The organism is Roseateles sp. So40a (assembly GCF_048081605.1).
GTDB lineage: Bacteria > Pseudomonadota > Gammaproteobacteria > Burkholderiales > Burkholderiaceae_C > Roseateles.
Map to the genome: position 1 here is coordinate 4,045,033 of NZ_CP182288.1, position 22,932 is coordinate 4,067,964.

General features: G+C 69.4%; 21 protein-coding genes. 10 read left to right on the forward strand and 11 right to left on the reverse strand.

Annotated elements, in window-relative coordinates; translation table 11 throughout:
* Nucleotides 1-132: 132 nt before the first annotated feature.
* Nucleotides 133-1,422: an MFS transporter gene (locus ACNI65_RS18375; RefSeq protein ID WP_416758502.1), complete on the reverse strand. Its 1,290-nt coding sequence runs from the start codon at nucleotides 1,420-1,422 to the stop codon at nucleotides 133-135.
* A 274-nt stretch (nucleotides 1,423-1,696) separates the two neighbouring features.
* Here ACNI65_RS18375 and ACNI65_RS18380 point away from each other — a divergent pair, with 274 nt between their 5' ends.
* The gene (locus ACNI65_RS18380; protein WP_416758503.1) at nucleotides 1,697-2,719 is read left to right on the forward strand and encodes a diguanylate cyclase domain-containing protein; all 1,023 of its coding nucleotides are present in this window, start codon (nucleotides 1,697-1,699) and stop codon (nucleotides 2,717-2,719) included.
* Between the two features lie 112 nt (nucleotides 2,720-2,831).
* Entirely contained in the window at nucleotides 2,832-3,785 is a 954-nt protein-coding gene (locus ACNI65_RS18385) for a DUF3369 domain-containing protein (protein ID WP_416758504.1), read from the forward strand.
* Nucleotides 3,786-3,798: 13 nt separating this feature from the next.
* On the opposite strand, the gene ACNI65_RS18390 is transcribed toward ACNI65_RS18385, so the two are convergent.
* Nucleotides 3,799-4,161, reverse strand: coding sequence for a DUF3331 domain-containing protein (locus ACNI65_RS18390; protein ID WP_416758505.1), 363 nt, complete (start codon nucleotides 4,159-4,161; stop codon nucleotides 3,799-3,801).
* 170 nt (nucleotides 4,162-4,331) lie between these two features.
* Here ACNI65_RS18390 and ACNI65_RS18395 point away from each other — a divergent pair, with 170 nt between their 5' ends.
* Both ACNI65_RS18395 and ACNI65_RS18400 read left to right on the forward strand, forming a co-directional pair.
* A complete protein-coding gene (locus ACNI65_RS18395; RefSeq protein ID WP_416758506.1) occupies nucleotides 4,332-4,901 on the forward strand; it encodes a TetR/AcrR family transcriptional regulator in 570 nt (189 codons plus the stop codon).
* A gap of 158 nt (nucleotides 4,902-5,059) precedes the next feature.
* Nucleotides 5,060-5,635, forward strand: coding sequence for a thioredoxin family protein (locus tag ACNI65_RS18400; RefSeq protein WP_416758507.1), 576 nt, complete (start codon nucleotides 5,060-5,062; stop codon nucleotides 5,633-5,635).
* A gap of 46 nt (nucleotides 5,636-5,681) precedes the next feature.
* Here the strand turns inward: ACNI65_RS18400 and ACNI65_RS18405 are convergent, their stop codons facing one another.
* Nucleotides 5,682-6,428, reverse strand: a complete 747-nt coding sequence (locus ACNI65_RS18405; RefSeq protein ID WP_416758508.1) for a response regulator — start codon at nucleotides 6,426-6,428, stop codon at nucleotides 5,682-5,684.
* 263 nt (nucleotides 6,429-6,691) lie between these two features.
* Between ACNI65_RS18405 and ACNI65_RS18410 the strand changes: the two genes are divergently transcribed.
* Nucleotides 6,692-7,300, forward strand: coding sequence for a 2-hydroxychromene-2-carboxylate isomerase (locus ACNI65_RS18410; protein WP_416758510.1), 609 nt, complete (start codon nucleotides 6,692-6,694; stop codon nucleotides 7,298-7,300).
* Entirely contained in the window at nucleotides 7,297-8,760 is a 1,464-nt protein-coding gene (locus ACNI65_RS18415; protein ID WP_416758511.1) for an ATP-binding protein, read from the forward strand. The genes ACNI65_RS18410 and ACNI65_RS18415 overlap by 4 nt, the downstream gene beginning before the upstream one ends.
* A gap of 487 nt (nucleotides 8,761-9,247) precedes the next feature.
* On the opposite strand, the gene ACNI65_RS18420 is transcribed toward ACNI65_RS18415, so the two are convergent.
* On the reverse strand, nucleotides 9,248-10,036 hold the full coding sequence (locus tag ACNI65_RS18420) for a fumarylacetoacetate hydrolase family protein (RefSeq protein ID WP_416758513.1): 789 nt from the start codon (nucleotides 10,034-10,036) through the stop codon (nucleotides 9,248-9,250).
* Nucleotides 10,037-10,234: 198 nt separating this feature from the next.
* Nucleotides 10,235-10,828, reverse strand: coding sequence for a TetR/AcrR family transcriptional regulator (locus ACNI65_RS18425; protein WP_416758514.1), 594 nt, complete (start codon nucleotides 10,826-10,828; stop codon nucleotides 10,235-10,237).
* Between the two features lie 117 nt (nucleotides 10,829-10,945).
* On the opposite strand from ACNI65_RS18425, the gene ACNI65_RS18430 reads away from it, so the two are divergent.
* Complete coding sequence (locus tag ACNI65_RS18430; RefSeq protein ID WP_416758516.1) at nucleotides 10,946-11,413, forward strand: DUF1348 family protein; 468 nt, start codon at nucleotides 10,946-10,948, stop codon at nucleotides 11,411-11,413.
* Nucleotides 11,414-11,415: 2 nt separating this feature from the next.
* Here ACNI65_RS18430 and ACNI65_RS18435 read toward each other — a convergent pair whose 3' ends face one another.
* A complete protein-coding gene (locus ACNI65_RS18435) occupies nucleotides 11,416-12,351 on the reverse strand; it encodes a helix-turn-helix domain-containing protein (RefSeq protein ID WP_416758517.1) in 936 nt (311 codons plus the stop codon).
* Nucleotides 12,352-12,475: 124 nt separating this feature from the next.
* On the opposite strand from ACNI65_RS18435, the gene pobA reads away from it, so the two are divergent.
* Nucleotides 12,476-13,648: a 4-hydroxybenzoate 3-monooxygenase gene (gene pobA, locus ACNI65_RS18440; RefSeq protein ID WP_416763652.1), complete on the forward strand. Its 1,173-nt coding sequence runs from the start codon at nucleotides 12,476-12,478 to the stop codon at nucleotides 13,646-13,648.
* A 19-nt stretch (nucleotides 13,649-13,667) separates the two neighbouring features.
* Here the strand turns inward: pobA and ACNI65_RS18445 are convergent, their stop codons facing one another.
* The 4 genes from ACNI65_RS18445 to ACNI65_RS18460 all read right to left on the reverse strand — a co-directional run bounded on the left by ACNI65_RS18445 (nucleotide 13,668) and on the right by ACNI65_RS18460 (nucleotide 18,683).
* Nucleotides 13,668-14,693 carry an NUDIX domain-containing protein gene (locus ACNI65_RS18445; protein ID WP_416758519.1) on the reverse strand — a complete coding sequence of 342 codons (1,026 nt, stop codon included), beginning with the start codon at nucleotides 14,691-14,693 and terminating at the stop codon, nucleotides 13,668-13,670.
* Nucleotides 14,694-14,767: 74 nt separating this feature from the next.
* On the reverse strand, nucleotides 14,768-16,471 hold the full coding sequence (locus tag ACNI65_RS18450; protein WP_416758520.1) for an NAD+ synthase: 1,704 nt from the start codon (nucleotides 16,469-16,471) through the stop codon (nucleotides 14,768-14,770).
* Between the two features lie 4 nt (nucleotides 16,472-16,475).
* On the reverse strand, nucleotides 16,476-17,786 hold the full coding sequence (gene pncB, locus ACNI65_RS18455; RefSeq protein ID WP_416758522.1) for a nicotinate phosphoribosyltransferase: 1,311 nt from the start codon (nucleotides 17,784-17,786) through the stop codon (nucleotides 16,476-16,478).
* Nucleotides 17,787-17,798: 12 nt separating this feature from the next.
* A complete protein-coding gene (locus ACNI65_RS18460; protein WP_416758524.1) occupies nucleotides 17,799-18,683 on the reverse strand; it encodes a cysteine hydrolase in 885 nt (294 codons plus the stop codon).
* A gap of 153 nt (nucleotides 18,684-18,836) precedes the next feature.
* Between ACNI65_RS18460 and ACNI65_RS18465 the strand changes: the two genes are divergently transcribed.
* Nucleotides 18,837-19,508 (forward strand): NUDIX hydrolase, encoded by a 672-nt coding sequence (locus ACNI65_RS18465; RefSeq protein WP_416758525.1) that lies wholly within the window; start codon nucleotides 18,837-18,839, stop codon nucleotides 19,506-19,508.
* Nucleotides 19,509-19,574: 66 nt separating this feature from the next.
* Here the strand turns inward: ACNI65_RS18465 and ACNI65_RS18470 are convergent, their stop codons facing one another.
* Entirely contained in the window at nucleotides 19,575-20,396 is an 822-nt protein-coding gene (locus ACNI65_RS18470) for an isocitrate lyase/PEP mutase family protein (RefSeq protein WP_416758526.1), read from the reverse strand.
* Nucleotides 20,397-20,722: 326 nt separating this feature from the next.
* On the opposite strand from ACNI65_RS18470, the gene ACNI65_RS18475 reads away from it, so the two are divergent.
* A complete protein-coding gene (locus ACNI65_RS18475) occupies nucleotides 20,723-22,915 on the forward strand; it encodes a TonB-dependent receptor (protein ID WP_416758528.1) in 2,193 nt (730 codons plus the stop codon).
* Nucleotides 22,916-22,932 lie beyond the last annotated feature (17 nt).

Consider the following 22,932-nt stretch of genomic DNA (forward strand, 5'->3'; position numbering starts at 1 on the left):
TACCGCAGGTGTAACCATCGCCCCCGCTCAGCCGTGCGATCTGCACCGTTCCTCGGAAAGACCCCGTGATCCGTGAATTCCGTCACGGACCGAGGGTCAGGTGGATCAGGCGGACCGAACGGATCAGGCCGATCAGCCCTTGGCCGGCGTCGGCACCGCGGCCTTCGGCGCGCCGCGCACCAGCTGGCGCATCAGCAGCGCGGCGATCAGCGTCGAGCCGATGACGACATAGCCCACCACCGGGAAGTCGTTGACGTGGCCATCCGGGCCGATGTGCACCAGATGTCCCGCCAGCAGTGACGCCGCGCCGCCCGCGAGCTGCTGCAGCGCCGAGTTGATTGCGTTGAACGAGCCGCGCTGCTCCGGCGCGGGCACGCCGGCCAGCGTCGCCTGCGCGGGGATCATCCGCGAGAAGATGCCCACGAACATCACCACGTTCACCAGGATCAGCACCCAGATCGGCGACGGGCCCAGGTGCGTGTAGAACGCCACCATCGCGATGGTGATCACACAGCCCGTGTAGAACACCGGCATCGCGCCTACACGGTCGGCTAGGCGGCCGATCATCGGCGAGAACACCAGCGTGCAGATGCCCGTGACCAGATAGATCAGCGGCAGGTGGTCCAGCGGAATGCCCACGTTGTGCACCACGAAGGCGCTCGCGAACGGCATCAGCATGAAGCCGCCCGTCGTGAGCAGCGCCGTCAGCGCGAAGGCCAGCTGCTGGCGCGAGATCCGCACCGTCTGCAGCAGATGGCGCAGCGCGCTGTGCTGACCGGTGCCGGCCGCGCCAAGGTGCGCGTTCACCGGCTGCAGCTTCATCACGATCACCCCCGCCGCGATCAGCCCGAACAGCACGATCGCCACGAACGGCGCGTGCCAGTCGAAGTGCGAGGCCAGGTAGATCGAGAACGGCAGGCCCAGCACCTGGCTCGCGGCGAAACCGCCCTGCAGCAGGCCCATCACGCGGCCACGCTGCGCGGGCGGGAACAGGTCCGCGGTGATCGCCATCACGATCGAGCCGATGACGCCGCCAAACAGGCCGGTCACGATCCGCGCGGCCAGCAGCGACGCGAAGCTTGTCGCCAGCCCGCACCACAGCGTGCCCAGCAGGAAGCCGCCGAAGAAGAACAGCAGCAGCCGCTTGCGGTCGAAACGATCGGCGAAGCCCGCCGTCAGCAGGCCCGCGATGCCCGCGCTGAATGCGTAGGCGGAGACCGCGGTGCCGAACTCGGCCGAGCTCATGTTCAGCGCCGGCATGATCATCACGCCCAGCGGCGACATGATCATGAAGTCCAGCACCACGGCGAACTGCAGCAGCGCCATCAGGCCGGCCGCCAGGCGCTGATAGGGCGTGAAGGGCACGATGGCCGCGGTGGCCGGGGAGGCCGCGGACCCGGCAGGAGATTTGTTTTCTGACATGGGGCGCGATTCTGCGCATGCCCCGTATCCGCAGCGTAAAGACATGGGCCGAATCGGGACAATCCCCGAGAACTTCGTGTCCATCGTGTCCGCCGAGGCACGCCGCAACACGCCGCAGCACGCCGCGTCACCGGAAACAGGGGGTGAAGCGCGCGGGCGCCCGATCTAGACTGGCGACACGCCGGCAGGTGGTCCCGCGCAACGACGCACGACAGTGCGCGCGCGGAGGTGGCCGGCGCGGACCAGGGAGCGGGTCTCTTCGGGACGGTCGTCGATGCCGAGCCGCGAGGCGCTGCTGCGCATCATCGAGATCCACAGCCAGGTCGCCCAGCTGGGGCTGGACCTGGCCGGGGTGATGTCGCTTTCCGTACACGGCACGCTGGAGCTCGTCGAGGCCGACGGCGCCGCCATCGAGCTCACGGAAGGCGAGGATCTGGTCTACCGCGCGGTGGCGGGCGCCGCCTCGCATCAGCTCGGCGTGCGCGTGCGCCGCGACGGCAGCCTCTCCGGCACCTGCCTGCGACAGGGCATCCCGCTGATCTGCGAGGACGTCGATACCGACAGCCGCGTCGACCGCGAGGCCTGCCGGCGCGTCGGCCTGCGCTCCATGGTCGTGCTGCCGCTCAGCCATCAGGGCACGCCGGTGGGCGTGCTCAAGGCCTTCTCCTCGCGCACCCACAACTTCGGCAACCGCGAGGTGGAGGTGCTGTCGCTGATGTCCAAGGTGCTGGGCGCGGCGATGTACTGGGCCACGCGCTACGGCCGGGACGACCTCTTCCACCGCGCCACCCACGACGACATGACCGGACTGGCCAATCGCTCGCTCTTCATGGACCGCCTGCGCCACGCCACCGCCGAGGTCGAGCGCGGCGATCCGCCCATCGCCGTCGTGCTGCTGGACATGGACGGCCTCAAGCACATCAACGACACGCTCGGCCACGCCGCGGGCGATGCCGCGCTGATCGAGTTCAGCCGCCGCCTGTCCAGCGCCACGCGCGAGTCCGACACCGTCGCCCGGCTCGGCGGCGACGAGTTCGCGATCCTGCTCACGCATGCGGGGTCGGCGTCCACGCTGGAGACGACGCTGGAACGGATCCAGTCGGCGATCGAGGGCCCCTTCAGTTATCTGGACCGTGTGCTGCGCCTGCGCGCGAGCATGGGCGCGTCGCGATGCCCCGAGGACTGGCGCGAGGCCACCTCGCTGATGGAATGCGCGGACATGCGCATGTACGAAGCCAAGCGCACGCGCCAGGGCCGCGACCGCACGGGCCCGGCGCCGCTCACGCCCGAGTGCTGATCCGTGCAGGGATCACGCGCGGCGGCCGATGCCGCGCTTGTCCGGATTCCCTTGTCACGCGCGCTGCTGATAATGGGCCGCACATTCAAGAGTCAGCGAGGGAGGAACCGCGATGACCGACATGGTGTTCGCCGATGAATTGCCGGAGGCCGACGCGCGCCACCGCGCGCTCGATCCGTGGGTGGTCATGATCGTCGACGACGATCCGGCGGTGCACCAGGTCACGCAGCTCGTGATGGCGGATTTCGAATTCGCCGGACGCAGGCTCCAGTTCCTCAATGCCTACAGCGGATCGGAAGCGCGCGACGTGCTGCGCGATCGCCAGGACATCGCGCTGATCCTGCTGGACGTGGTGATGGAGTCCGAGCACGCGGGGCTGGACGTGGCGCGCTTCATCCGCGAGGAGCTGCGCAACACGCATGTGCGCATCGTGCTGCGCACCGGCCAGCCCGGCCAGGCGCCCGAAGAGCACGTCATCAAGACCTACGACATCAACGACTACAAGGAGAAGACCGAGCTGACCAAGCGCAAGCTGATCACGGTCTTCTACTCGGCGCTGCGCTCCTACCGCGACATCGTCATCCTGTCGCAGTCCCGCGCCGCGCTGCGCCGCTCGATCGACGCCATCACGCAGATCCACGACTCCAGCAACCTGCGCCACTTCGCGTCGGCGCTGCTGGAGCAGGTCGGGCATCTGCTCGGTTACCAGGCGCAGGGCCTGTGCGCGAGCCGCATGTACGCGGCCTCGCATGCCGAGGGCCGGCTGCAGGTGCTGGCCGCGACCTCCGAGTACCAGGGCCTGCTCGCCGACAGCGCCGTCGCGGACCTGCCCGCCGATGTGCGCGACGCGCTGGACCGCGCGCTCGTCGCGCGCGCGAGCAGCTTCGAGGACGGGCGTTTCATCGGCTACTACCGCACCCATTCGGGCAACGAGAGCCTGCTCTACATGGTGTTGTCAGACCCGCTCGACGACGACGGACGCGAGCTGCTCGACATCTTCTGCGCCAACGTCGCCATCGCCTACGAGGGCCTGCTGGCGCGGGACCACTCGGCGGCGAGGGCCTGAGGCGCGACCCGCTTCAGGCGTCCACGAACGCGGCCGCGATCATCTCGCCGGCGTTGATCGGCGACGGCTCATCCACGCGCGGCGTATAGATCATGTCGCCGGCGCGGATGGCGCTGCCGGTGAGCACGCAGGTGCCGTCGCGCTTGGACGGGACCATGTCCCAGATCTGATAACCGTAATGGCAGGCGCCGGGATCGGACCAGGAGACCGCCGCCGTGCGCGGCGTCGGGCGATCGAGCACGTGGATGGTCGGCGCGGCCTTCACGGGGCGGAACGACGCGGTGCGGGGCGCTTCGGCGACACCGCCGTTGCCCAGCCAGGACACGGTGCGCAACCACCCGTCGCGGGTGGGATCGATCGAGAGTTCCCTGTGCATGCCGCACCGCCTTTCACGTCCGCCGACAATCCGGCGTCCAAGCCTGAGATAATTCAACAGGTGATGAATATAACAAACAGGGGCATCGAATGAGCAAGACCCCGCGGTCGGTCGGGACTGCGCGGCGCCGCGGGCGGCCGAGCGCGGAATGTGCACAAGGCGCGGACAACTTGCTGCGCACGGCGCGGCGCATCTTCGCGCTGCGCGGCTACGAGGCCACCAGCGTGCGCGAGATCGCGCGCCAGGCTGAGGTCGACCCCGCGCTGATCGCCCACCACTTCGGCTCCAAGGAGGCGTTGTGGCTGGCCGTCGTCGAGCAGATCAAGCAGCTGCTGGACCCGATGCTCGAGACCGCGGCCGCCTTGCGCGCGGACGCCTCGCTGTCGCCGCGCGCGCGGGTCGAGGGCTGCCTGCTCGCGTTCATCGACCGCGTCTTCGATCAGCCCGACATCGGGATCTTCTTCTCCACTGCGGCGACCGAGGAAGGCGAGCGGCTCAACGTGCTGGTCGACACCATGGTGCGGCCCTTCCACGACGTCTGCCTGCCGCTGTTCAGCGACGCGATGGACGCGGGCGAGCTGCGGCGCTGCGATCCGGCGTTGCTGTTCTCGCTGCTGATGCAGGGCATCAGCAAGACGGTGGCCTATGCCCATGTGCTGCGCGCCGTGTCCACGCTGCCCGACGAGCCCGAGCGCTTCAAGCTCGAGCTCACGGACGTCGCGCTGCATCTGTTGCGCTGAGCGCCCGCGGACGCGGGACGTGTAGCGGCACGCAACGGATCGTCTTTCCTTCCCAGGGCGGATACACAGGCATACGCTGGCGCTGGCCGGACCGCGGCCGCCTGCGAAGAATCCGTTCCATCGCAGCACCTCGCTGCCCGACTGGAAAGGAATTCCCCATGACAAGCACCCGTCGCTCCCTGATCCCGCTGGCACTGGCCGGCGTGGCCGCCGCCGCGGCGCTCGCGTTCTCGATCCCGTCGCTGAGCCCGGAGGCCGCCGCGGCCTCGCTGCTGGGCGGCGGGGGCATGACCGGCAAGCCCGCGCCGGCCTTCGACGGCATCCAGACCTGGATCAACAGCCCGCCGCTGAAGATGGAGGAACTGCGCGGCAAGGTCGTGCTGGTGGACTTCTGGACCTACACCTGCATCAACTGCCTGAACGCGCTGCCCTCGGTGAAGTCCTGGCACGAGAAGTACAAGGACCAAGGCCTGGTGGTCATCGGCGTGCATTCGCCGGAGTACGAGGAAGAGAAGTCGCTCGCGGGCCTGAAGGACGCGATCGCGCGGCTGGGCATCAAGCACGCGGTCGCGCAGGACAACGACTTCAAGACCTGGCGCAACTACAGCAACCGCTACTGGCCGGCGCTGTATCTCATCGACAAGCAGGGCAAGGTCGTCTACACGCACTTCGGCGAAGGCGCGTATCAGCAGACCGAGGCGCAGATCCAGGCGCTGCTCAAGCAGCCCGGTTGACATCGACGATCGGGGGGCGCGGCGTCGCGTCCCCGGGGCGGCCGCGTCAGTCGCGGCCCTCGACGCCCATCGACAGCACGTAGCCCTCGCTGCGGACCGTCTTGATGTAGCGCGGCTCGCGCGCGTCGTCGCGCAGCCGCTGCCGGATGCGGCTCACCAGCAGGTCGATCGACCGCTCGAAGAGCTCGGCCTCGCGCCCCTGCGTCAGGCCCAGCAGCTGATCGCGGCTGAGCACCCGTTGCGGGTGGTCCAGGAACACGCGCAGCAGCCGGTACTCCGCGCCGCTGAGCGGTACGACGGTGCCCTGCTCGTCGATCAGGTGGCGCTCCACCGTGTCGAGCACCCATTCGCCGAACGCCAGCCGCGGAGACTCGTCGGTCGAGCGCATGTTGGGCGGCAGCATCCGCGCGCGGCGCAACACCGACTTGATGCGGGCCAGCAGTTCGCGCGCCGCGAAGGGCTTGGCCAGGTAATCGTCCGCGCCCATCTCCAATCCGAGGATGCGATCGGCCTCGTCCCCGCGGGCGGTCAGCATGATCACCGGCGTGGCCTTGTGCCGGCCCGCGCGCAGGTCGCGGCACAGCGACAGGCCGTCCTCGCCCGGCAGCATCAGGTCCAGGATCACCAGGTCGAAGGGACCGGCCGTCTCCATGGCGATGCGCATGTGGCGACCGGTGGGCACCGCCGTCACGCGCAGGCCGTTGCGGGTCAGGTAGGTCGTGAGCAGCTCGCGGATCTCGCGGTCGTCATCGACGATCAGCACGTGGTCCTGGGTGGGCGCGGTGGTCTGCATGAGGGAGCGGCGCGAGGCAGAAGGCGGGGATGGAGCGCAATGTACCGGGGCGCGCCTCGCCTGTGTCCGATGCGGCAATGTTGTGTCTCCCGCATGGGGGATGGATACACAGCCATACAAAGCTGTCCACAAGCGCGCGGGACCAGCCTATAAACCAGCCTGCGCACCGCGCCCTGCGACGGCCACTGGCCCTCACCCCTCCCTCTCCCGCAAGCGGGAGAGGGGGAAACACCGCCCGCCTTCAGTCTGCATCGGAGATCCCCGTGAGCCGCGTCATCGACTACTTCTTCGCCCCGCACAGTCCCTGGACCTACCTTGGTCACGAGCGCTTCGCCGCCATCGCGCGCGAGGCCGGCGCCACCGTGCGGCTGATCCCGGTCGACCTGCTCAAGGTCTTCGAGGTCTCCGGCGGCCTGCCACTCTCGCAGCGTCCCGCGCAGCGCCAGGCCTATCGGCTGCTGGAGCTGCGACGCTTCTCCACCCACCTGGGCAAGCCGATGCACGTCGAGCCCCAGCACTTCCCGGTCGCGCCGCACAAGGCCGCGCGGCTGATCATCGCGGTCGACCAGATCGATGGCGCCGACGCCGCGATGCGCCTCACCGGCGCGCTGCTCAATGCCGTCTGGGAACAGCAGCGCGACATCGCCGATGACGTGACGCTCACCGCGATCCTCACCGAGCAAGGCCTGCCGGCCGAGCGCCTGACGCGGTCCACGGACGCCGACATCGGCGCGCAGTACGACGCCAACACCCAGCGCGGCATCGACGCGAGCCTCTTCGGCGCGCCGAGCTACGTCATCGACGGCGAGCTGTTCTGGGGCCAGGACCGGCTGGACTTCGTGCAGCGCGCGCTGGCGACCGAGCGCGCATGAGCGCTTCTCCCGGCTCTTCCGGCTCTTCCGCCTCGCCGGCTGGCACCACGCCGGCCTCGCCGGCCGCGGGCAAGCGGCGCTTCGGGCCGCGCACGCTGTTCGCGCGCGTGTTCTGGCTGATGGTGATGGGCATCGCGATCGCGCAGGCGCTGGCCTATGTCGCGATCCGGCAGGAGCGCTCGATGGCGCTGCGCACGCTGATGATGTCGGGCGTCGAGCGCGACATCGCCACCGGCGTGGCAGTGCTCGACCGACTGCCTCCCACCGAGCGCGCCGCCTGGCTGGATCGGCTGGAGCGGCCCAACTACCGCTTCGCGCTGGCCGCGGAGATCGATCCGAAGGCGGGCCCGGTCGACCCCAGCGAATTCAGCGGCGCCTTCGTCGACGCGCTCACGCAGGCGATGCGGCCCTTCCCCATCGAGCGGGTCGCGCAGGTCGGCCCGCGCCGCTATGAGCTGCTGGTGCGCCTGAGCGACGGCGCGCCGGTCACCGTGCATGCGCGCCGCGTCGACATGCCGGTGCCCGAATGGGTCATGTGGGTGCTGGGCGCGCAGCTGCTGGTGCTGGCGCTGTGCACCTGGGCCGTGGTGCGGCTGGTCACGCGGCCGCTGCATGCGCTGGCGACCGCGGCGGATGACCTGGGACCGGACCTCACGCCGCGCCTGATCCCCGAGGAGGGACCGGCCGAGATCGCCCGCGCCGCGCGTGCGTTCAACGCGATGCAGCAACGCATCGCCGGCTACACGGCCGAACGGGTCGAGATCCTCGCGGCCATCTCGCACGACCTGCAGACCCCGATCACCCGCATGCGGCTGCGCGCCGACCTGATGGCCGACGAGGCGCTGCGCGACAAGTTCCACCACGACCTCAACGCGATGCAGGTGCTGGTGCGCGAGGGCGTCACCTACGCGCGCACGCTGCATGGGACTTCGGAACCCGCGGCGCGCCTGGATGTCGGCGCGCTGCTGGCGAGCCTGGTGGGCGACTACGAGGACGCTGGCGAGGCGGTCACGCTGCGCGGCGACGCGGGCGCGCCGCTGATGGCCCAGCCGCAGGCGCTCAAGCGCATCCTGGTCAACCTGGTGGACAACGCGCTGGCCTTCGGCGGCCAGGCGGAGATCCAGGTCGCGCGCACGACCGAACAAGACCCGGCCCCGCGTCTGACGATCGCCGTGCTGGACCGCGGCCCCGGCATCCCGGAGGACCAGCTGCAGGCAGTGTTCAAGCCCTTCCACCGGCTGGAGACCTCCCGCAACCGCGACACCGGCGGCACGGGCCTGGGCCTGGCGATCGCCCAGCAGCTGGCCACCGCGATGGGGGGACGGTTGTCGCTGCACAACCGGACCGAGGGGGGACTCGAGGCGCGCCTCGAACTGCCCGGCGCCCCCGCGCGGGCGCTGTCCACGGCTTCTGTGGACAAGTCTGTTGGCTCAACGGGCAGCAATGCTGCAAGCCGTTGATTCGTCACGGAATTCATTGCAGTGCCTTGAAATGAGGCAGTAATCCGAACGGCTCATCCGGCGGGGTATTTCCAGCGGCACGGACTATCCCCGCGTACTGTGGACAACTCTGTTGGCTGCCTCTGCAGGGCCGCCGCAAGTGCTTGTCGCCGTACGGGAATACTTGCTATGCCTCAAAACAAGGCAGCCGGAAAACGTGGGCGGTCTGCGAGCGTCAGGTCTTGACGGCCAAGCCGCGCTCGGTGGGCAAACGGCGTTCCTCCTGGAAGTTGCTCACAGTGCCCACCGGTTGTGCACCGACGCGCCAGACTGTCCACGGCCTCTGTGGACAAGTCTGTTGGCTGCCCGGGCAAGGATGCTGCAAGTGCTTGTCACGGCAAGGATTTGATTGGGGTGCTGCGCAATGAGGCAGCCCCCTTTGTGGCGGCCCCCTGTCGCGGCCCCTCCCCCGCCGAAGGAGGAGCATTGGACGATCGTCAGGCGCCCCTTAGACGATCTTCAAACCCAGGTTCGGCAGCCCGTCGATATGGCAGTCGATGACATCGCCGCGCACCACCGGACCGACGTTCTCAGGCGTACCGCTGTAGATGAGGTCGCCGGGCTGGAGCTCGAACGCGCGCGACAGCTGTGCGATCTGCTCGGCGACGCTCCAGATCATCTGGCTGAGGTCCGCGTCCTGCTTGGTCTGCCCGTTCACCTTGAGCCAGATCGATCCCTTCGCGGGATGACCGCCCAGCCGCGCGACCGGGTGGATGGGGCCGATCGGCGCGGAATGATCGAAGCTCTTGCCGATCTCCCAGGGCTTCTTCTGGTCGCCCATGCCGCGCTGCAGGTCGCGCCGGGTCATGTCCAACCCGATCGCGTAACCGAAGACGCAATCCAGCGCCTGCTCCGGCGCGATGTCGCGGCCGCCCTTGTGCAGCGCGGCCACCAGCTCGCATTCATAGTGATAGTTCTTCGTCAGCGTCGGATAGGCGTGATCGGCGACCGTGCCCGGCGCGACGTTCTGGATCGCATCCGAGGGCTTCTGGAAGAAGAACGGCGGCTCGCGCGTCGGGTCGCTGCCCATCTCGCGCGCATGCGCCGCGTAGTTGCGGCCGATGCAATAGATGCGGCGCACGGGGAAGCGCTGGTCGCTGCCGACGATGGGGACCGTCGTCGCGGCGACCTCGAACGGGGTCTTCGCCGAGGACTGGGCCTGGCCCGGCAGCGCGCAGCCGGACACGGCGCCGGCGGCCATCGCGGCCGAGGTGTGAAGCAGGGAACGTCGATCCATCGCGGTCTCCTTGGAGGAATGAGGTTCGACGCGGAGCGCCCCTGGCGGACTTCCGCGGCCGAGGCAGCGTAGGCCTGCCGCCGCGCCGACGCTTGCGCGTTTCCCCTCGACTTCCCAGCCCGGCGGGCGAGCCGCGCACTGAGCCGCAGCGCGCGCCGTGGCTGTGTCGCCCGGCGCGCCTCCGCGCGTCAAAGCACGTCAAAGCGCGTCGGCCGCCACCGCCTCGACGATCACCTGCAGGCCCTTGAGCACCGCCGCGACATCCGCCGCGTACTGCGCCTGCACGATCGCGCCATCGACGGCCACGGCCAGCGCCGCGGCGACCTTGCGCCGCTGGCGCGACGCCGGCAACAACGCGGCGATCGCGTCCGTCATGTCCTGCTTGTGAGCGCGCGTGATCGCCACGACCTCGGGCAGCGCGGGGCCCATCTCGCCAACGCCGTTGAGGAAGGCGCAGCCGCGGAAGTCGCCCAGCGCCTCCCCCCGGAACCACTCGCCCATCGCCGGCACCAGCGCCGACGCGCCGCGCCGCTCGCCGCCATGGCGCTCCAGCGCGCCCGTGAACCACGCCATCCAGCGCGCGTGGCGCAGGTCGAGGTAGGCCACGATCAGGTCGTTCTTGCTCGGGAAGTGCCGATAGAAGGTCACCTTGGTCACGCCGGACTCGGCGATCACCTTGTCGATACCGGTCGCACGGATGCCGTCCGCATAGAACAGGTCGTGCGCGCTGCGCAGGATGCGATCGCGGGCGGGCAGCTCGCCGATGTCCACGCTGCCGACGGTGTCGTTCATTCGGCCATTGTAGACAGAGCTGTCTACATCGACCAGAATACGCAATGTAGACAGACCTGTCTACAAGGGACACGCACCCGATCGCTGCCTGACGCCACCCTCCACGAAAGCCCTGCCATGGACACCCGACCGCCCCTACCCCCATTCACCCGCGAGACCGCGATCCAGAAGATCCGCCTCGCCGAGGATGCCTGGAACAGCCGCGATCCCGCGCGCATCGTGCTGGCCTACAGCCCGGACACGCAGTGGCGCAACCGCGCGGAGTTCCCGCGCGGCCGCGCCGAGGCGCAGGCCTTCCTCGAGCGCAAGTGGGTGCGCGAACTCGACTACCGCCTGATCAAGGAACTCTGGGCGCACGACGGCAACCGCATCGCCGTGCGCTTCGCCTACGAATGGCGCGACGACGCCGGCAACTGGTATCGCAGCCACGGCAACGAGAACTGGGCCTTCGACGAGAACGGCCTGATGACGCACCGCCACGCCAGCATCAACGACCAGCCGATCAAGGCCGAGGACCGCAAGTTCTTCTGGCCGCAAGGCCGCCGGCCCAACGACCATCCCGGGCTGAGCGATCTGGCTCTCTGACCTCAGCGCTCACCGGACTGCGCCCGCCAGTCGCTGGGCGAGCGGCCGGTGAGCTTCACGAAGAAGCGCGTGAAGTAGGCCGGGTCCGCGAAGCCGAGTCCATCGGCGATCTGGCGGACCATCAGGTTCGTGTAGCCCAGCTCCCGCTTCGCTTCGAGCAGCACGCGCTGGTGCAGCACCGCCAGCGCTGAGCACTGCAGATGCCGCCGGCACAGCCGATTCAGCTGCGTCGCGGTGATGCCCAGCGGCGCGGTCAACTCGGCGACCGAGGGCTGGCGGCGGAAATGGCGCTCCACCTGCTCGCGATACCGCGCGAGGTGCTGCAGCGCACGGCCTTCGATCGCATGCGAGGAACTGGCGCCCTCGCCCGCCGGGACACGCTCGGCAGGGAAACGCGCGGCCTGGGTCGCGAGCCAGGCCACGGCGTGGTCCAGCGACGGCGCCCGCCACGCCCGCGCGTCGGCGTAGTCCTCGCGCAGGCCGTGGCCGACGGCGAACAGCGCGCGCGTCACCGTCGCGCCGCGCTCCAGCGCCACGAGCCGCGGCTCGGTCAGGCTCTCCAATAAATCGGGCAGGTGATCGAGCAGGTCCCGCAGCCGGCCCTGATCCAGCGTCACCACCAGCCCTTGCGTCTCCGGCGCGAAACGGAAGCCGTGCACCGCCAGCGCCGGCACCCAGACCAGCGCGGGCGCACGCAGCACCGCCTCGGTCTCGTCCATGCGCACCGTGACACGGCCACGCTCGATCAGCAGCAACTGGACCAGCGCGCCATGCCGATGGGGCTGGATTTCCCAATTGTGCAAGCGGCTTCGATCCGCGATCGATTCCAGATGCAGCCCATCCAGCGCCGGTGAACGCCCATCCTCGCCGTAGAGCGCATAGACAGGTGTGGCCGTCACGCGGCGGCGCGTCGATCGGGAAGACGGTGTGTCGGACATGGGTTCCGATTGTGCAAGCCGACGCGCGGCCCGTCCATTCACGGTCCTGGGGCCCGGCCGTAGTCTTCGCTCATCGGAGACACACGACGCGCCTCGTCAGAAGGCCGGACACCTCATGAAGACACTGCGCACCCAGGTGCTCATCGTCGGCGCCGGGCCGTCGGGACTGCTGCTCGGACAACTGCTGCACCGCGCCGGCATCGACACCGTGATCGTCGAGCGCCAGAGCGGCGAGCACGTCCTGTCGCGCATCCGCGCCGGCGTGCTCGAACAGGGCACGGCCGAGCTGATGAATGAAGCCGGCGTCGGCGCGCGCATGCAGGCCGAGGGCCTCGTGCACGACGGCTTCGCGCTGGCCGTGGACGGTGTGCGGCATCGGATCGATCTGCGCGCGCTCACCGGCGGACGCACGGTGCTGGTCTATGGCCAGACCGAGGTCACCCGCGACCTGATGACCGCGCGCGCGGCAGCGGACCTGCCGACGCTGTACGAAGCGGCCGATGTCTGCATCGAGGGCTTTGACGGCGATCACCCCGTGGCCCGCTGCACGGTGCGCGGCGAAGCCATCGAGATCACCGCCGACTTCATCGCCGGCTGCGACGGCTTCCACGGGGTCTGCCGCGCGAGCGTGCCCGCCGACGCGATCCGGCTCTTCGAGAAGGTCTATCCCTTTGGCTGGCTGGGCCTGCTCAGCGACACGCCGCCCGTCTCCGACGAGCTGATCTACAGCCGCCACGCGCGCGGATTCAGCCTGTGCAGCATGCGCTCGGCAACGCGCAGCCGCTACTACCTGCAGGTCCCGTTGACCGAACGCGTCGAGGACTGGAGCGACACGCGCTTCTGGGACGAGTTGCGCGCGCGGCTCGATCCGCAGACGGCGTCGGCACTCGTCACCGGACCGTCGCTGGAGAAGAGCATCGCCCCGCTGCGCAGCTTCGTCGCCGAGCCGATGCGCTTCGGCCGGCTGTTCCTGGCGGGCGACGCCGCCCACATCGTGCCGCCCACCGGCGCGAAGGGGCTGAACCTCGCGGCCTCCGACGTGCGTTATCTGTCGCAGGCCCTCATCGAGCACTATCGCGAGCGCAGCGACGCCGGGCTCGATCACTACTCGGCGCGTTGCCTGTCGCGCGTATGGAAGGCCGAGCGCTTTTCGTGGTGGCTGACCAGCCTGATGCACAACTTCGACCAGGAACCCGCGTTCCAGGCGAGGCTGCAGAGCGCGGAGCTGGACTACGTGCTGGGCTCGCAGGCCGCGCGGCAGGTGCTGGCCGAGAACTACGTCGGCCTGCCCCTGTAGCCCGCCGATCAATCCTCGATCAGTCCTCGATCAACCCGAGGAAGTGATCGAGGATCACGAAGTGGTCCTCAAAGAGCTGCGGCTCCATCGCGGCCAGCTCGTCGCGATGGAACCAGCGCGACTCCTTGGTCTCGTCACTGCTCGTGACCTCCGGCAGGCTCGCCATCGGACCGAACTTGAAGTGATGCGCCATCGAGATCAGTCGGCCGCGCGGACTGCGCAGCGGATCCTCGAAGGTCTCCACACCTGCAAGCGTCGCCAGGATCGAGGCCGGCATCAGCGGGAAGCCGGTCTCCTCGATGAGCTCCCGGATCGCGCAGGCGACGAGTTTCTCGCCGCGATCGAGGTGGCCGCCGGGCAAGGCCCACAGGCCTTCGCCGAACGGTCCGTTGCGCCGCACCAGCAGCACGTGGTCGCCGACGGTCACGACCGCGTCGCCCGTCATGTAGGCCACCGCCGTGTACTTCTTCCGATACGCCTGCACGGCGGCGTGCTCGGTCTTGCGGCGCTGGTACTCGGGCAGGCGGCTCCACGCCTGCAGCCAGGCGCGCACCGGGGCGCTCACGTAGGGCGCCATCACCGCCAGCGCGGCGTCCGGATCGTCGGCCTCGAAGAACACCTCGCGCATCGCGGTCGCATCCACCTCGGCGAGCCGATCGACCAGTTGCTGCCGCCAGCGCGGAAAGCCGTGGAGGTAGTAGCTCGTGTGGTCCTTGTGATGGCCGACCAGCACGATGTCCGCGCCCTCGCCGGCCAGCGCCTGCACGCCCATCGCCACGGCGGCATTCCAGCGCTGGTCGTCGAAGTAGTCGCGCACCGGCAGCACGTGCAGCCGCTCGCGCTGCGCCGGCGTGAGATTGGCCATCAGCATCTGCCGGCGTTCCTCATGGACAAAGGGATTGCGCGGATCGCGCGCCCGATGCGACGAGCCCAGCACGGCGATCACCTCGTCGGCCAGGCCGAAGGCCGCCTGGAACAGCGCCTCCTGCCCCAGGTGGACGAGTTGCCACCGGCCGACCACCACGGCCACGGTCTTGCGGGTCATGAAGAGATCCTTTCAGTCGATACGATCGGGCAAGCGAGGCGCCGTCTCCATCGGCAGCATCCACGGGCCCGAGATCAGTAATGCCGAGCCGCGATGGGCCATTGCCGGCCGCTGCCGAAGGCTCGGCCACGCAGCCGCACGATCGGCGGCGCCTGGCGGCGCTTGTATTCGTTGCGCGCGACCATGCCCTTCACCCGCGCGATCAGGGCCTGACCTTCGTCGCTGGCGCGCAGCGCCGCGACCGCGGCTTCAGCGGCCTCGCGCTCCGGCCCGCCCAGCCGATCGCCCTCGATCAGCCACTTGAGCACTTCGTCCAGCACCTCGTAGGGCGGCAGGCTGTCGGTGTCGCGCTGATCGGGCGCAAGCTCCGCGCTCGGCGGCTTGTCGAGGATCGCCTCGGGGATCAACGCCCGGCCGGCGACTTCGTTGAGGTGGCGGCACAAGGCGAAGACCTCGGTCTTGTAGAGATCGCCGATCAGGCCCAGGCCGCCGTTCGTGTCGCCGTAGAGCGTGCAGTACCCGACCGCGATCTCGCTCTTGTTGCCGGTCGTCAGCAGCAGATGGCCGCGCGCGTTGGACACCGTCATCAGCAGCGTGCCGCGCACGCGCGCCTGCAGGTTCTCCAATGCCAGTCCGGTCGGCCGGAGCGCCAGGCTGCTCGCCGCCATCGAATCGCTGACCTGCCGCACCACGTCCTCGATCGGGCAGACCTCCAGCGCCAGGCCGAGGTTGGCGCACAGCGCGCGGGAATCCTCGACGCTGCCGGTCGACGAGAACCGCGACGGCATCGTGATCGCGAGCACGCGGTCCGGGCCGAAGGCCTCGGCGGCCAGCGCGAGCGTCAGCGCCGAATCGATCCCGCCGGAGCAGCCCACGACGACACGATCGAACCCGCAGCGCCGGGCGTAGTCGCGCAGGCCGAGGACGATCTGCTGCCGGTAGAAGGCCATCGGCTCGAGGCCGGCTGGCGCCGGCAGCGGGCCGCCGTCGCGCGCGGCGAAGGTGCCGCGCGCGGTCTCGAAGCGCAGCGTGACGAGGTCCTCCTCGAAACGCCGCGCCTCGAAGACCACGCCCGGTTCGGGCTCGATGAGGAAGGACGCGCCGTCATACACGAGCTGGTCATGTCCGCCGACCTGGTTCACGAACACCAGCGGCAGGCGGTGGCGCCAGCAGGCGGCGCGGAACACGTCATGACGCTGCTCGCGCTTGCCGAGGTGACTGGGGCTCGCGTTGATCGACACAATCAGGTCGGGCGCGGCGTCGGCCAGCCGCTGGAAGGGATTGACCGCGTAGTCCTTGCCCTCGTCGTTCCAGCCGTCCTCGCAGATCATGAACCCGACCTGCGTGCCGCCGATGCGCAGCACCCGCGCGACGTCCGGCCCCGGCTCGAAATGCCGCCGCTCGTCGAAGACGTTGTAGGTCGGCAGCAGCTGCTTGTGATAGTCGAGCAGCACCTCGCCGTCGCGGATCACCAGCAGCGAGTTGCGATACGCCTTGCCGGGGCCCGCATGCCGCGTCGGCACGCCGACGACCCAGTGCAGCGAGGACACCTCCCGCGTCGCCTCGAGCAGCGCGGCCATCGCAGCGTCCAGGCGGTCGCGGAAGTCTTCCTCGTCGAGCAGGTCGGCGGGGTAGTAGCCGGTCAGCGAGAGCTCGGGGAAGACGACGAGATCGGCGCCTTCATGAAGCGCGCGCCGGGCCGCGTCCAGGTGCAGGCGCAGGTTGCCGTCCAGATCCCCGATGGTCGGGTTGATCTGGGCCAGGGTGATCTTGAGCATGACTTCACTCCTTCATGTCGACCGTCGCCGCGACCTTGGCTTCGGCCTTCTCATCGGCCTTCACATCGGCCTTCTCACCAGCCTTCACATCGAAGACCTGTCGCAGGTAGTCGAGGAAGGTCTGGTCGTCGCACAGGGTCTTGCCGGGCGCGTCGGACAGCTTGGCCACGGGCTGGCCGTTGCAGCGCACCAGCTTCATGACGATGTTCAGCGGCTTGGGGCCGAGGTCGTTGCTCAGGTGCGTGCCGATGCCGAAACCCACCGGCACCCGGCGCGCGAAGTGGGCGTGCAGCCGGCAGGCCTCGGCCGTGTCCAGCCCGTCGCTGAACACCAGCCGCTTGCCGCGCGGGTCGATGCGCAGCGCGGCGTAATGCGCCAGCGCCTTCTCGCCCCACACGACCGGGTCGCCGCTGTCGTGGCGAAGACCGTCGAAGAGCTTGGCGAAGTACAGGTCGAAGTCGGCGAGGAACGCGTCCATGCCGATCACATCGGTCAGCGCGATGCCGAGGTCGCCGCGGAACTCCTGGACCCAGCCTTCCAGCGCCGCGCGCTGCGACAGCCGCAGCTGCACGCCGACCGCCTGGAAGGTCTGCAGGTACTCGTGCGCCATCGTGCCGATCGGCAGCAGCCCATGGCGACGGGCCAGCGCGACGTTGGAGCTGCCCTTGAAGACCTGCGGGATCTCGCGCGCGAGCGTCGCCACCACCTCGTCCTGCCACGCGCCGGAGAAGCGGCGGCGCAGGCCGAAGTCGAAGAACTCGAAGGGCGCGGCCTCGGCGCCCAGCGCCTCGGGCACCGACGCGGCGTAGTCGCGCAGGCGCGCGATCTTGGCGCCCAGCCGCGCGCGGCCCTCGGCCAGCACCTCGGCCTCGCGGCCTGCACACAGGCGACGGAAGTAGAGCTCGTTCACGATGGCCAGCACGAAGATCTCGAAGCCCATCACGTGGACCTGCGGTCCACGGGCCGTGATGACGAGCTGCCCGGACTCGGCGCCCTCGCCGGGCCGCGCCTCGATGAAGCGCCGCTGGAATCGGAAGATCCGCAGGAAGTCGATGAAGTCGGACTTCATGAACCGCAGTCCGCCGAGGTAGCTCAGTTCCTCGTCACTGAAGCTCAGCGTGCACAGGTGATCGAGCTCGCGGTTGACCGCGTCGCAGAGCTCGGCCAGCGGGAAGGCCGGCGTGTTGCGGCACACGAAGCGGTACTCGGCGTCATTGGCCGGGAAGGCATGCAGCAGCGTCTGCCACATGGTGAACTTGTAGAGATCGGTCTCGAGCAGCGAGCCGATCACCGGGGCAACAGCAACGTCAGTCATGGCGCGCGCTCCTCAAGCCGACAGCAGGCCCAGCGCCTGCGCGGCCGTCATCGTGCGCACGCCCAGCGCGCGAGCCCGATCGAGGAAGCTCCCCGCCCCCGCCTCGAAGCCGCCCACCGGGCTCATCGCATCCTCGATCAGCACGATGCGCGCGAGGCGTTCCGGCGACATCGCCGCGAAGAGATCCTCCGCCGTCGCCGCGACGCAATGGCTGCTGGCCTCGCCCGCGATGAAGGTCAGACCGGGGAAGTCGACGATGCGATTCACCACCGCGTGGTTGGTCTGCGTGCGGGGATCGCTGTCGATCGGCACCTCCGCGCGCACCGCGCTGTATTGCTCGGTCATCGGGTTCTGGCCCTTGAGCACCTTCTCGACGGTGCGCAGCCGGGTCGCTTCCCATCGGCCGAGCGCCGCGGCCAGCTCACCGTGCACGTTGTGACCCCAGGTGCCGACCACGCAGTGCGTGGGCCAGACCATCAGCACGTACTTGCGGGGGCTGGCTTCCAGCGCGTCGAGATACGCCAGCACCGCCTCACGCAACGCGGCGTCGCGCGGCGAGTAGCGGCCCTCGCGCACGTCCGCCGCGCGGATCTGCGTGAAGGGCGCCACGGGCAGGACGGCCTCCCCGCCGACGCCGGGTCCGTCCATTGCCGGACCGCCCTGGCGCCAGAACGCCGGGCGCTCGATCGCGTAGACGGGATGCGAGTCCAGCGTCACGACGATGTCCGCGAGCGCCGCGCCGGCCTGGTCCACCCAGGCGGCCAGGCGCTTCATGTCCGCGTCGGCGCCGGTCACCGGCAGCGTGGCGCCGGGGATGTCGCAGAAGTCGTTCTGCGGATCGACGATCAGCAGCTGGCTGGCCGGGACGGGGGTGACGGGCGTGACGAGGGGGGTCATGAGGAACTCCGTGATCGCTTCGTGGATGTCGTGCCGCCAGCATAGCCCACTTCGTGCCCGTTTGCACGAACAAAGTCACCAGCAGGGTTTAGCGGATGAAACGAGTTGTCGCTATGATTCGTGCCTCGCCGCACTAAGACGCCCCAACCCACCGTGGACTTCGAACGCCCCATCGTCACCGTCGACATCGTCCTGCTCACTTTGCAGCAGGGCGCGCTGCATGCGGGACTCGCGCAGCGGGACAAGGCGCCCAGCGCCGGCGCGTGGACGCTGCCCGGCGGCTGGGTCCACACCGACCAGGACCAGGACGCCGACGACGCCGCCGCGCGCATCCTGCGCGAGAAGACCGGCATCGCCTCGCCCTATCTGGAACAGCTGCGGACCTTCTCGGGCATGCACCGCGACTCGCGCGGCTGGTCGCTGTCGGTCAGCTACTACGCGGTGGTGCCGGCGGAGATCGACGCGGCGGCGGGTGATCGTTTCCGCTGGGCCGCCGTCGATGGATTGCGCTCGCTGCCCTTCGACCATGCGCAGATCCTGCGCACGGCCGTCGAGCGGGTGCGGTCCAAGACCTTGTACTCCTCGCTGCCGCTGCACCTGATGCCGCCGGCATTCACGCTCGGCGAGCTCCAGCGCACCTACGAGCAGGTGCTGGGCGGCGCGCTGGACAAGCGCGGCTTCCGCCGCCGCATCGAGGAGCTCGATGTGATCGAGGAGATCCCCGGCGCGCTCAGCGGCGGCAGCCATCGGCCCGCGCAGCTGTACCGCCGCAAGGCCCACGCGCCCGCGCTCAGGACCGCGCCGAGCAACCTGCCGGTGGGTTGAACGAAGGCTTGAACAAAGGCCCGAACGAAGGCCCCAACCAAGGGCGGGTCAGCGGCCTCGGCGGCCTCAACGGTCCAGGTAGCCGAACGTGCCGTGATCGCGGATCTCCTCCGCGGCCAGGCGCGCCGCCTGCATCGCATGGCGGAACAGCGACATCGCGAGGCTCACGCGCTTCACGCCGGCCTCGCCCAGCTCGCGCACCGTGAACGATCGCCCCGGGATGCCGGCCATGAAGTTCACCGGTCGCGAGACCGACGCGCAGACCTGCCGCACCGCGTCCAGGCTGGGCAGCAGCGGCGCGAAGAGCACGTCCGCGCCGGCGCGCTCGAAGGCCTGCAGGCGCCGGATCGTGTCGTCCAGGTCCTGGATGCCGTGCAGGAAGTTCTCCGACCGCGCCGTGACCAGGAAGGGCACCGGCAGCGCGCGCGCCGCCTCGACCGCCGCCGCAATGCGCTCCACCGCGAGATCGAAGTCCAGGATGGGCGGGCCGCCCTCGCTGGACGAATCCTCGATGGAGCCGCCGACCGCGCCGGCCTCGAAGGCCTGGCGGATGGTCAACGCGCAGTCCTCGGGGCGATGGCCGAAACCGTTGCCCAGGTCGGCGCTGAGCGGCAGACCGGTCGCGCCGGCCAGCAGCCGGATGTGCGCCATCGTCTCCTCGCGCGACAACTGCCCGTCGCGGCGTCCGATGGCCTCGGCCGCCGCGGCGCTGGAGGTCGCCAGCGCGCGAAAGCCCGCCGTCTCCAGCATCCGCGCCGAGGCGATGTCCCAGGCGTTGGCGATGACGAAAGGCCCGGGCCCCTCGTGCAGCGCGAAGAGCGCGGCGGTCCTCTGGGCAGGAGTGTGGGCAGGTGTGTGGGCGGGCGTGGGCGAGGTTTCGGCGGTCATGGGGGCTCCTGACGGGTGATCGACGGATCCTAGGCTGGGGCCCCTGTCGTCGTCTGGCAGGAATCGGACCCCTTCCTCACCCGCCGCAGGGGGACCCGCGGGGGATGGCCGCCGGGGCGATTACCTCGAAAGGGGTGGCGCGTCCGCCACGGAATCCCCCGTTTCACCCGGATCGCGGACCTCCCGCGCGTCCTGCGCACGTTTTCCCGTACCCGGAATGTTGCGAACCGTTCGCATTTGATAACGTATCGCATCCGCTAGCTGTGACCCCTCCCCCGGGCCACCCACCGACCTCCCCCGCTTTCCCGGTCCCCCGGTCCTTGTCCATGTCCTCCATCGTTTCCCGTGCCGCGCACGGCGCCACGCCGCGCCTGTCCCTGATCTCCCTGTCCGTGCTGGCGGCGATCGCCGCGGTGGCGCCGATGGCCGTCTCGGCGCAATCGGTGGCGGCCACGCCGGCCGCGCCCGCAGCCTCCGACGCCAAGGACGCGGCCGCGCCGAAGCGCCTGCTCGACGAAGTGGTCGTCACCGGCGTGCGCAGGAAGACCTTCGCGCCGACGACGGTGCAGGTCGGCGCCTTCCGCGACCAGGACCCGCTGGACGTGCCGCTGACCAACAACGTCATGCCGCGCGACCTGCTCGACGCGCAAGCGGCGCAGGGTCTGTACGACGCGCTCAAGAACACCGCCGGCGTGACGCGCTCGCAGGTGAGCGGCTCGACCTACGACAACCTGTCCATCCGCGGGATCATCGTGGAGAACCGCGGCAACTACCGCCTCAACGGCAACCTGCCGATCGTCAACCTGATCGACATCCCGCTCGAGGACAAGGAACAGGTCGAGGTGCTCAAGGGCGCGTCGTCGATGTATTACGGCCTGGTGCCGCCCTCGGGCATCGTGAACTTCGTGACCAAGCGCGCGGGCCCCGCGCCGGTCACCTCGCTGACCACGACGCTCAACAACCACGGCGGCATCAAGGCGCATGTGGACATCGGCCGGCGTTTCGGCGCTGACGACAGCATGGGCCTGCGCGTCAACGCGGTCACCAGCAAGGAAGAGTCGGGCATCGACCGCTTCAAGGGCGATCGCCAGCTGGTCTCTCTCGCCTATGACTGGCGCGCCACGCCGTGGGCCAACTTCAAGGTCGACATCGAGCATTACCGCAAGAACGTCAGCGAGCAGGGCGCGATCACGCTGCCCGCCGCGGTGAACGGCGTGATCACGCTGCCGCGCATCCCCGCCAACACGACCAACTTCGCGCCCGAATGGGCCCGCTACGACGCCGAGGCGACCAACGTGCTGGTGCGCGGCGACTTCGCGCTGAGCGACGACTGGGTGCTGAGCGTCGAGTCCGGCCGCGCCAACACGCAGCGCGACCGCAACTACACGACGCTGATCAACTACAACACGCAGACCGGCGCGGGCACGGCCAACATCTCGGTGCTCAAGGGCCAGGAGTACACGAACACCAACCACCGCGTCGAGGCCATCGGCCGCTTCGACACCGCCGGCATCGGCCATGAGCTGACGCTGGGCGCGACCTACAACCGCCGCGCCTCGGCGGGTTGGCTCAACGGCTCGGCGCGCACGCCGCAGAACCTGTACGACCCGGTGGACATCGCGCCGGTCAACCCGACGCTGACGCAGAGCGGATTCCCGTCCGAGGTCAACGACCGCGGCCTGTATGTCTTCGACCGCGTGTCGCTGGGCGAGCAGTGGCAGGTGCTGGCGGGCCTGCGCAAGACGGTCTACCGCAGCGAGGCGAGCAACCCGTCCTCGCCGGTGCCGACCTACCGCGCCGACAAGGTCACGCCCAATGTCTCGGTGATGTGGAAGCCGATGAGCAACCTCAGCGTCTACGCCAGCGCGCTGCGCGGGCTGGAGGAGACGGGCACGGCGCCGCTGAACACCACCAACTTCGGCCAGGTGCTGCCGCCGGCGGTAAGCAAGCAGCATGAGATCGGCGTGAAGGCGCGCCTCGGCGCGGTGCTGCTGCAGACGGCGCTGTTCCAGACGGACCGACCGCTGGCCACGACGATCAACAACGTCTACCAGGTCGGCGGCGAGACGCGGTATCGCGGCCTGGAGTTCTCCGCCAGCGGCGAGATCGGACGCGACTTCGCGCTGGTCGTCTCGGGCGTCGTGCTGGACGCGGAGATCACCAAGGTCGGCACGGCCAATCCGCTGGAGCTGGGCAAGACGCCGGAGAACACGCCCAAGAACACGCTGAGCGTGTTCGGCGAGTACCGCCTGCCGATGGTGCCCGGCCTGTCGCTGAACGCGGGCGTGTATCACGTCGGCAAGCGCGCGGTGAACAACGCCAACCAGGCCTGGGTCGACGGTTATCAGACGCTCTCGCTGGGCGCGCGTTACCAGACGCGGATCTTCGACAAGCCGGTCAACCTGCAGGCCAACCTCGACAACGCGACCAACAAGGATTACTGGAGCACCGCCGGCAACAGCCTGCTGGGCGTCGGCGCGCCGCGCACGCTGCGCCTGACGGCCAAGGTCGACTTCTGACCGCGCGCGTGATCGAC

What these genes read in the sequence shown, in the direction of transcription:
- ACNI65_RS18425 (WP_416758514.1), bottom strand. Translation starts at nt 10,828, where the DNA reads ATGAACGACACCGTCGGCAGCGTGGACATCGGCGAGCTGCCCGCCCGC.
- ACNI65_RS18475 (WP_416758528.1), top strand. Translation starts at nt 20,723, where the DNA reads ATGTCCTCCATCGTTTCCCGTGCCGCGCACGGCGCCACGCCGCGCCTG.
- ACNI65_RS18430 (WP_416758516.1), top strand. Translation starts at nt 10,946, where the DNA reads ATGGACACCCGACCGCCCCTACCCCCATTCACCCGCGAGACCGCGATC.
- pncB (WP_416758522.1), bottom strand. Translation starts at nt 17,786, where the DNA reads ATGACTGACGTTGCTGTTGCCCCGGTGATCGGCTCGCTGCTCGAGACC.
- ACNI65_RS18435 (WP_416758517.1), bottom strand. Translation starts at nt 12,351, where the DNA reads ATGTCCGACACACCGTCTTCCCGATCGACGCGCCGCCGCGTGACGGCC.
- ACNI65_RS18450 (WP_416758520.1), bottom strand. Translation starts at nt 16,471, where the DNA reads ATGCTCAAGATCACCCTGGCCCAGATCAACCCGACCATCGGGGATCTG.
- ACNI65_RS18415 (WP_416758511.1), top strand. Translation starts at nt 7,297, where the DNA reads ATGAGCGCTTCTCCCGGCTCTTCCGGCTCTTCCGCCTCGCCGGCTGGC.
- ACNI65_RS18385 (WP_416758504.1), top strand. Translation starts at nt 2,832, where the DNA reads ATGACCGACATGGTGTTCGCCGATGAATTGCCGGAGGCCGACGCGCGC.
- ACNI65_RS18445 (WP_416758519.1), bottom strand. Translation starts at nt 14,693, where the DNA reads ATGACCCGCAAGACCGTGGCCGTGGTGGTCGGCCGGTGGCAACTCGTC.
- ACNI65_RS18400 (WP_416758507.1), top strand. Translation starts at nt 5,060, where the DNA reads ATGACAAGCACCCGTCGCTCCCTGATCCCGCTGGCACTGGCCGGCGTG.
- ACNI65_RS18405 (WP_416758508.1), bottom strand. Translation starts at nt 6,428, where the DNA reads ATGCAGACCACCGCGCCCACCCAGGACCACGTGCTGATCGTCGATGAC.
- ACNI65_RS18390 (WP_416758505.1), bottom strand. Translation starts at nt 4,161, where the DNA reads ATGCACAGGGAACTCTCGATCGATCCCACCCGCGACGGGTGGTTGCGC.
- ACNI65_RS18375 (WP_416758502.1), bottom strand. Translation starts at nt 1,422, where the DNA reads ATGTCAGAAAACAAATCTCCTGCCGGGTCCGCGGCCTCCCCGGCCACC.
- ACNI65_RS18380 (WP_416758503.1), top strand. Translation starts at nt 1,697, where the DNA reads ATGCCGAGCCGCGAGGCGCTGCTGCGCATCATCGAGATCCACAGCCAG.
- ACNI65_RS18420 (WP_416758513.1), bottom strand. Translation starts at nt 10,036, where the DNA reads ATGGATCGACGTTCCCTGCTTCACACCTCGGCCGCGATGGCCGCCGGC.
- ACNI65_RS18460 (WP_416758524.1), bottom strand. Translation starts at nt 18,683, where the DNA reads ATGACCCCCCTCGTCACGCCCGTCACCCCCGTCCCGGCCAGCCAGCTG.
- ACNI65_RS18470 (WP_416758526.1), bottom strand. Translation starts at nt 20,396, where the DNA reads ATGACCGCCGAAACCTCGCCCACGCCCGCCCACACACCTGCCCACACT.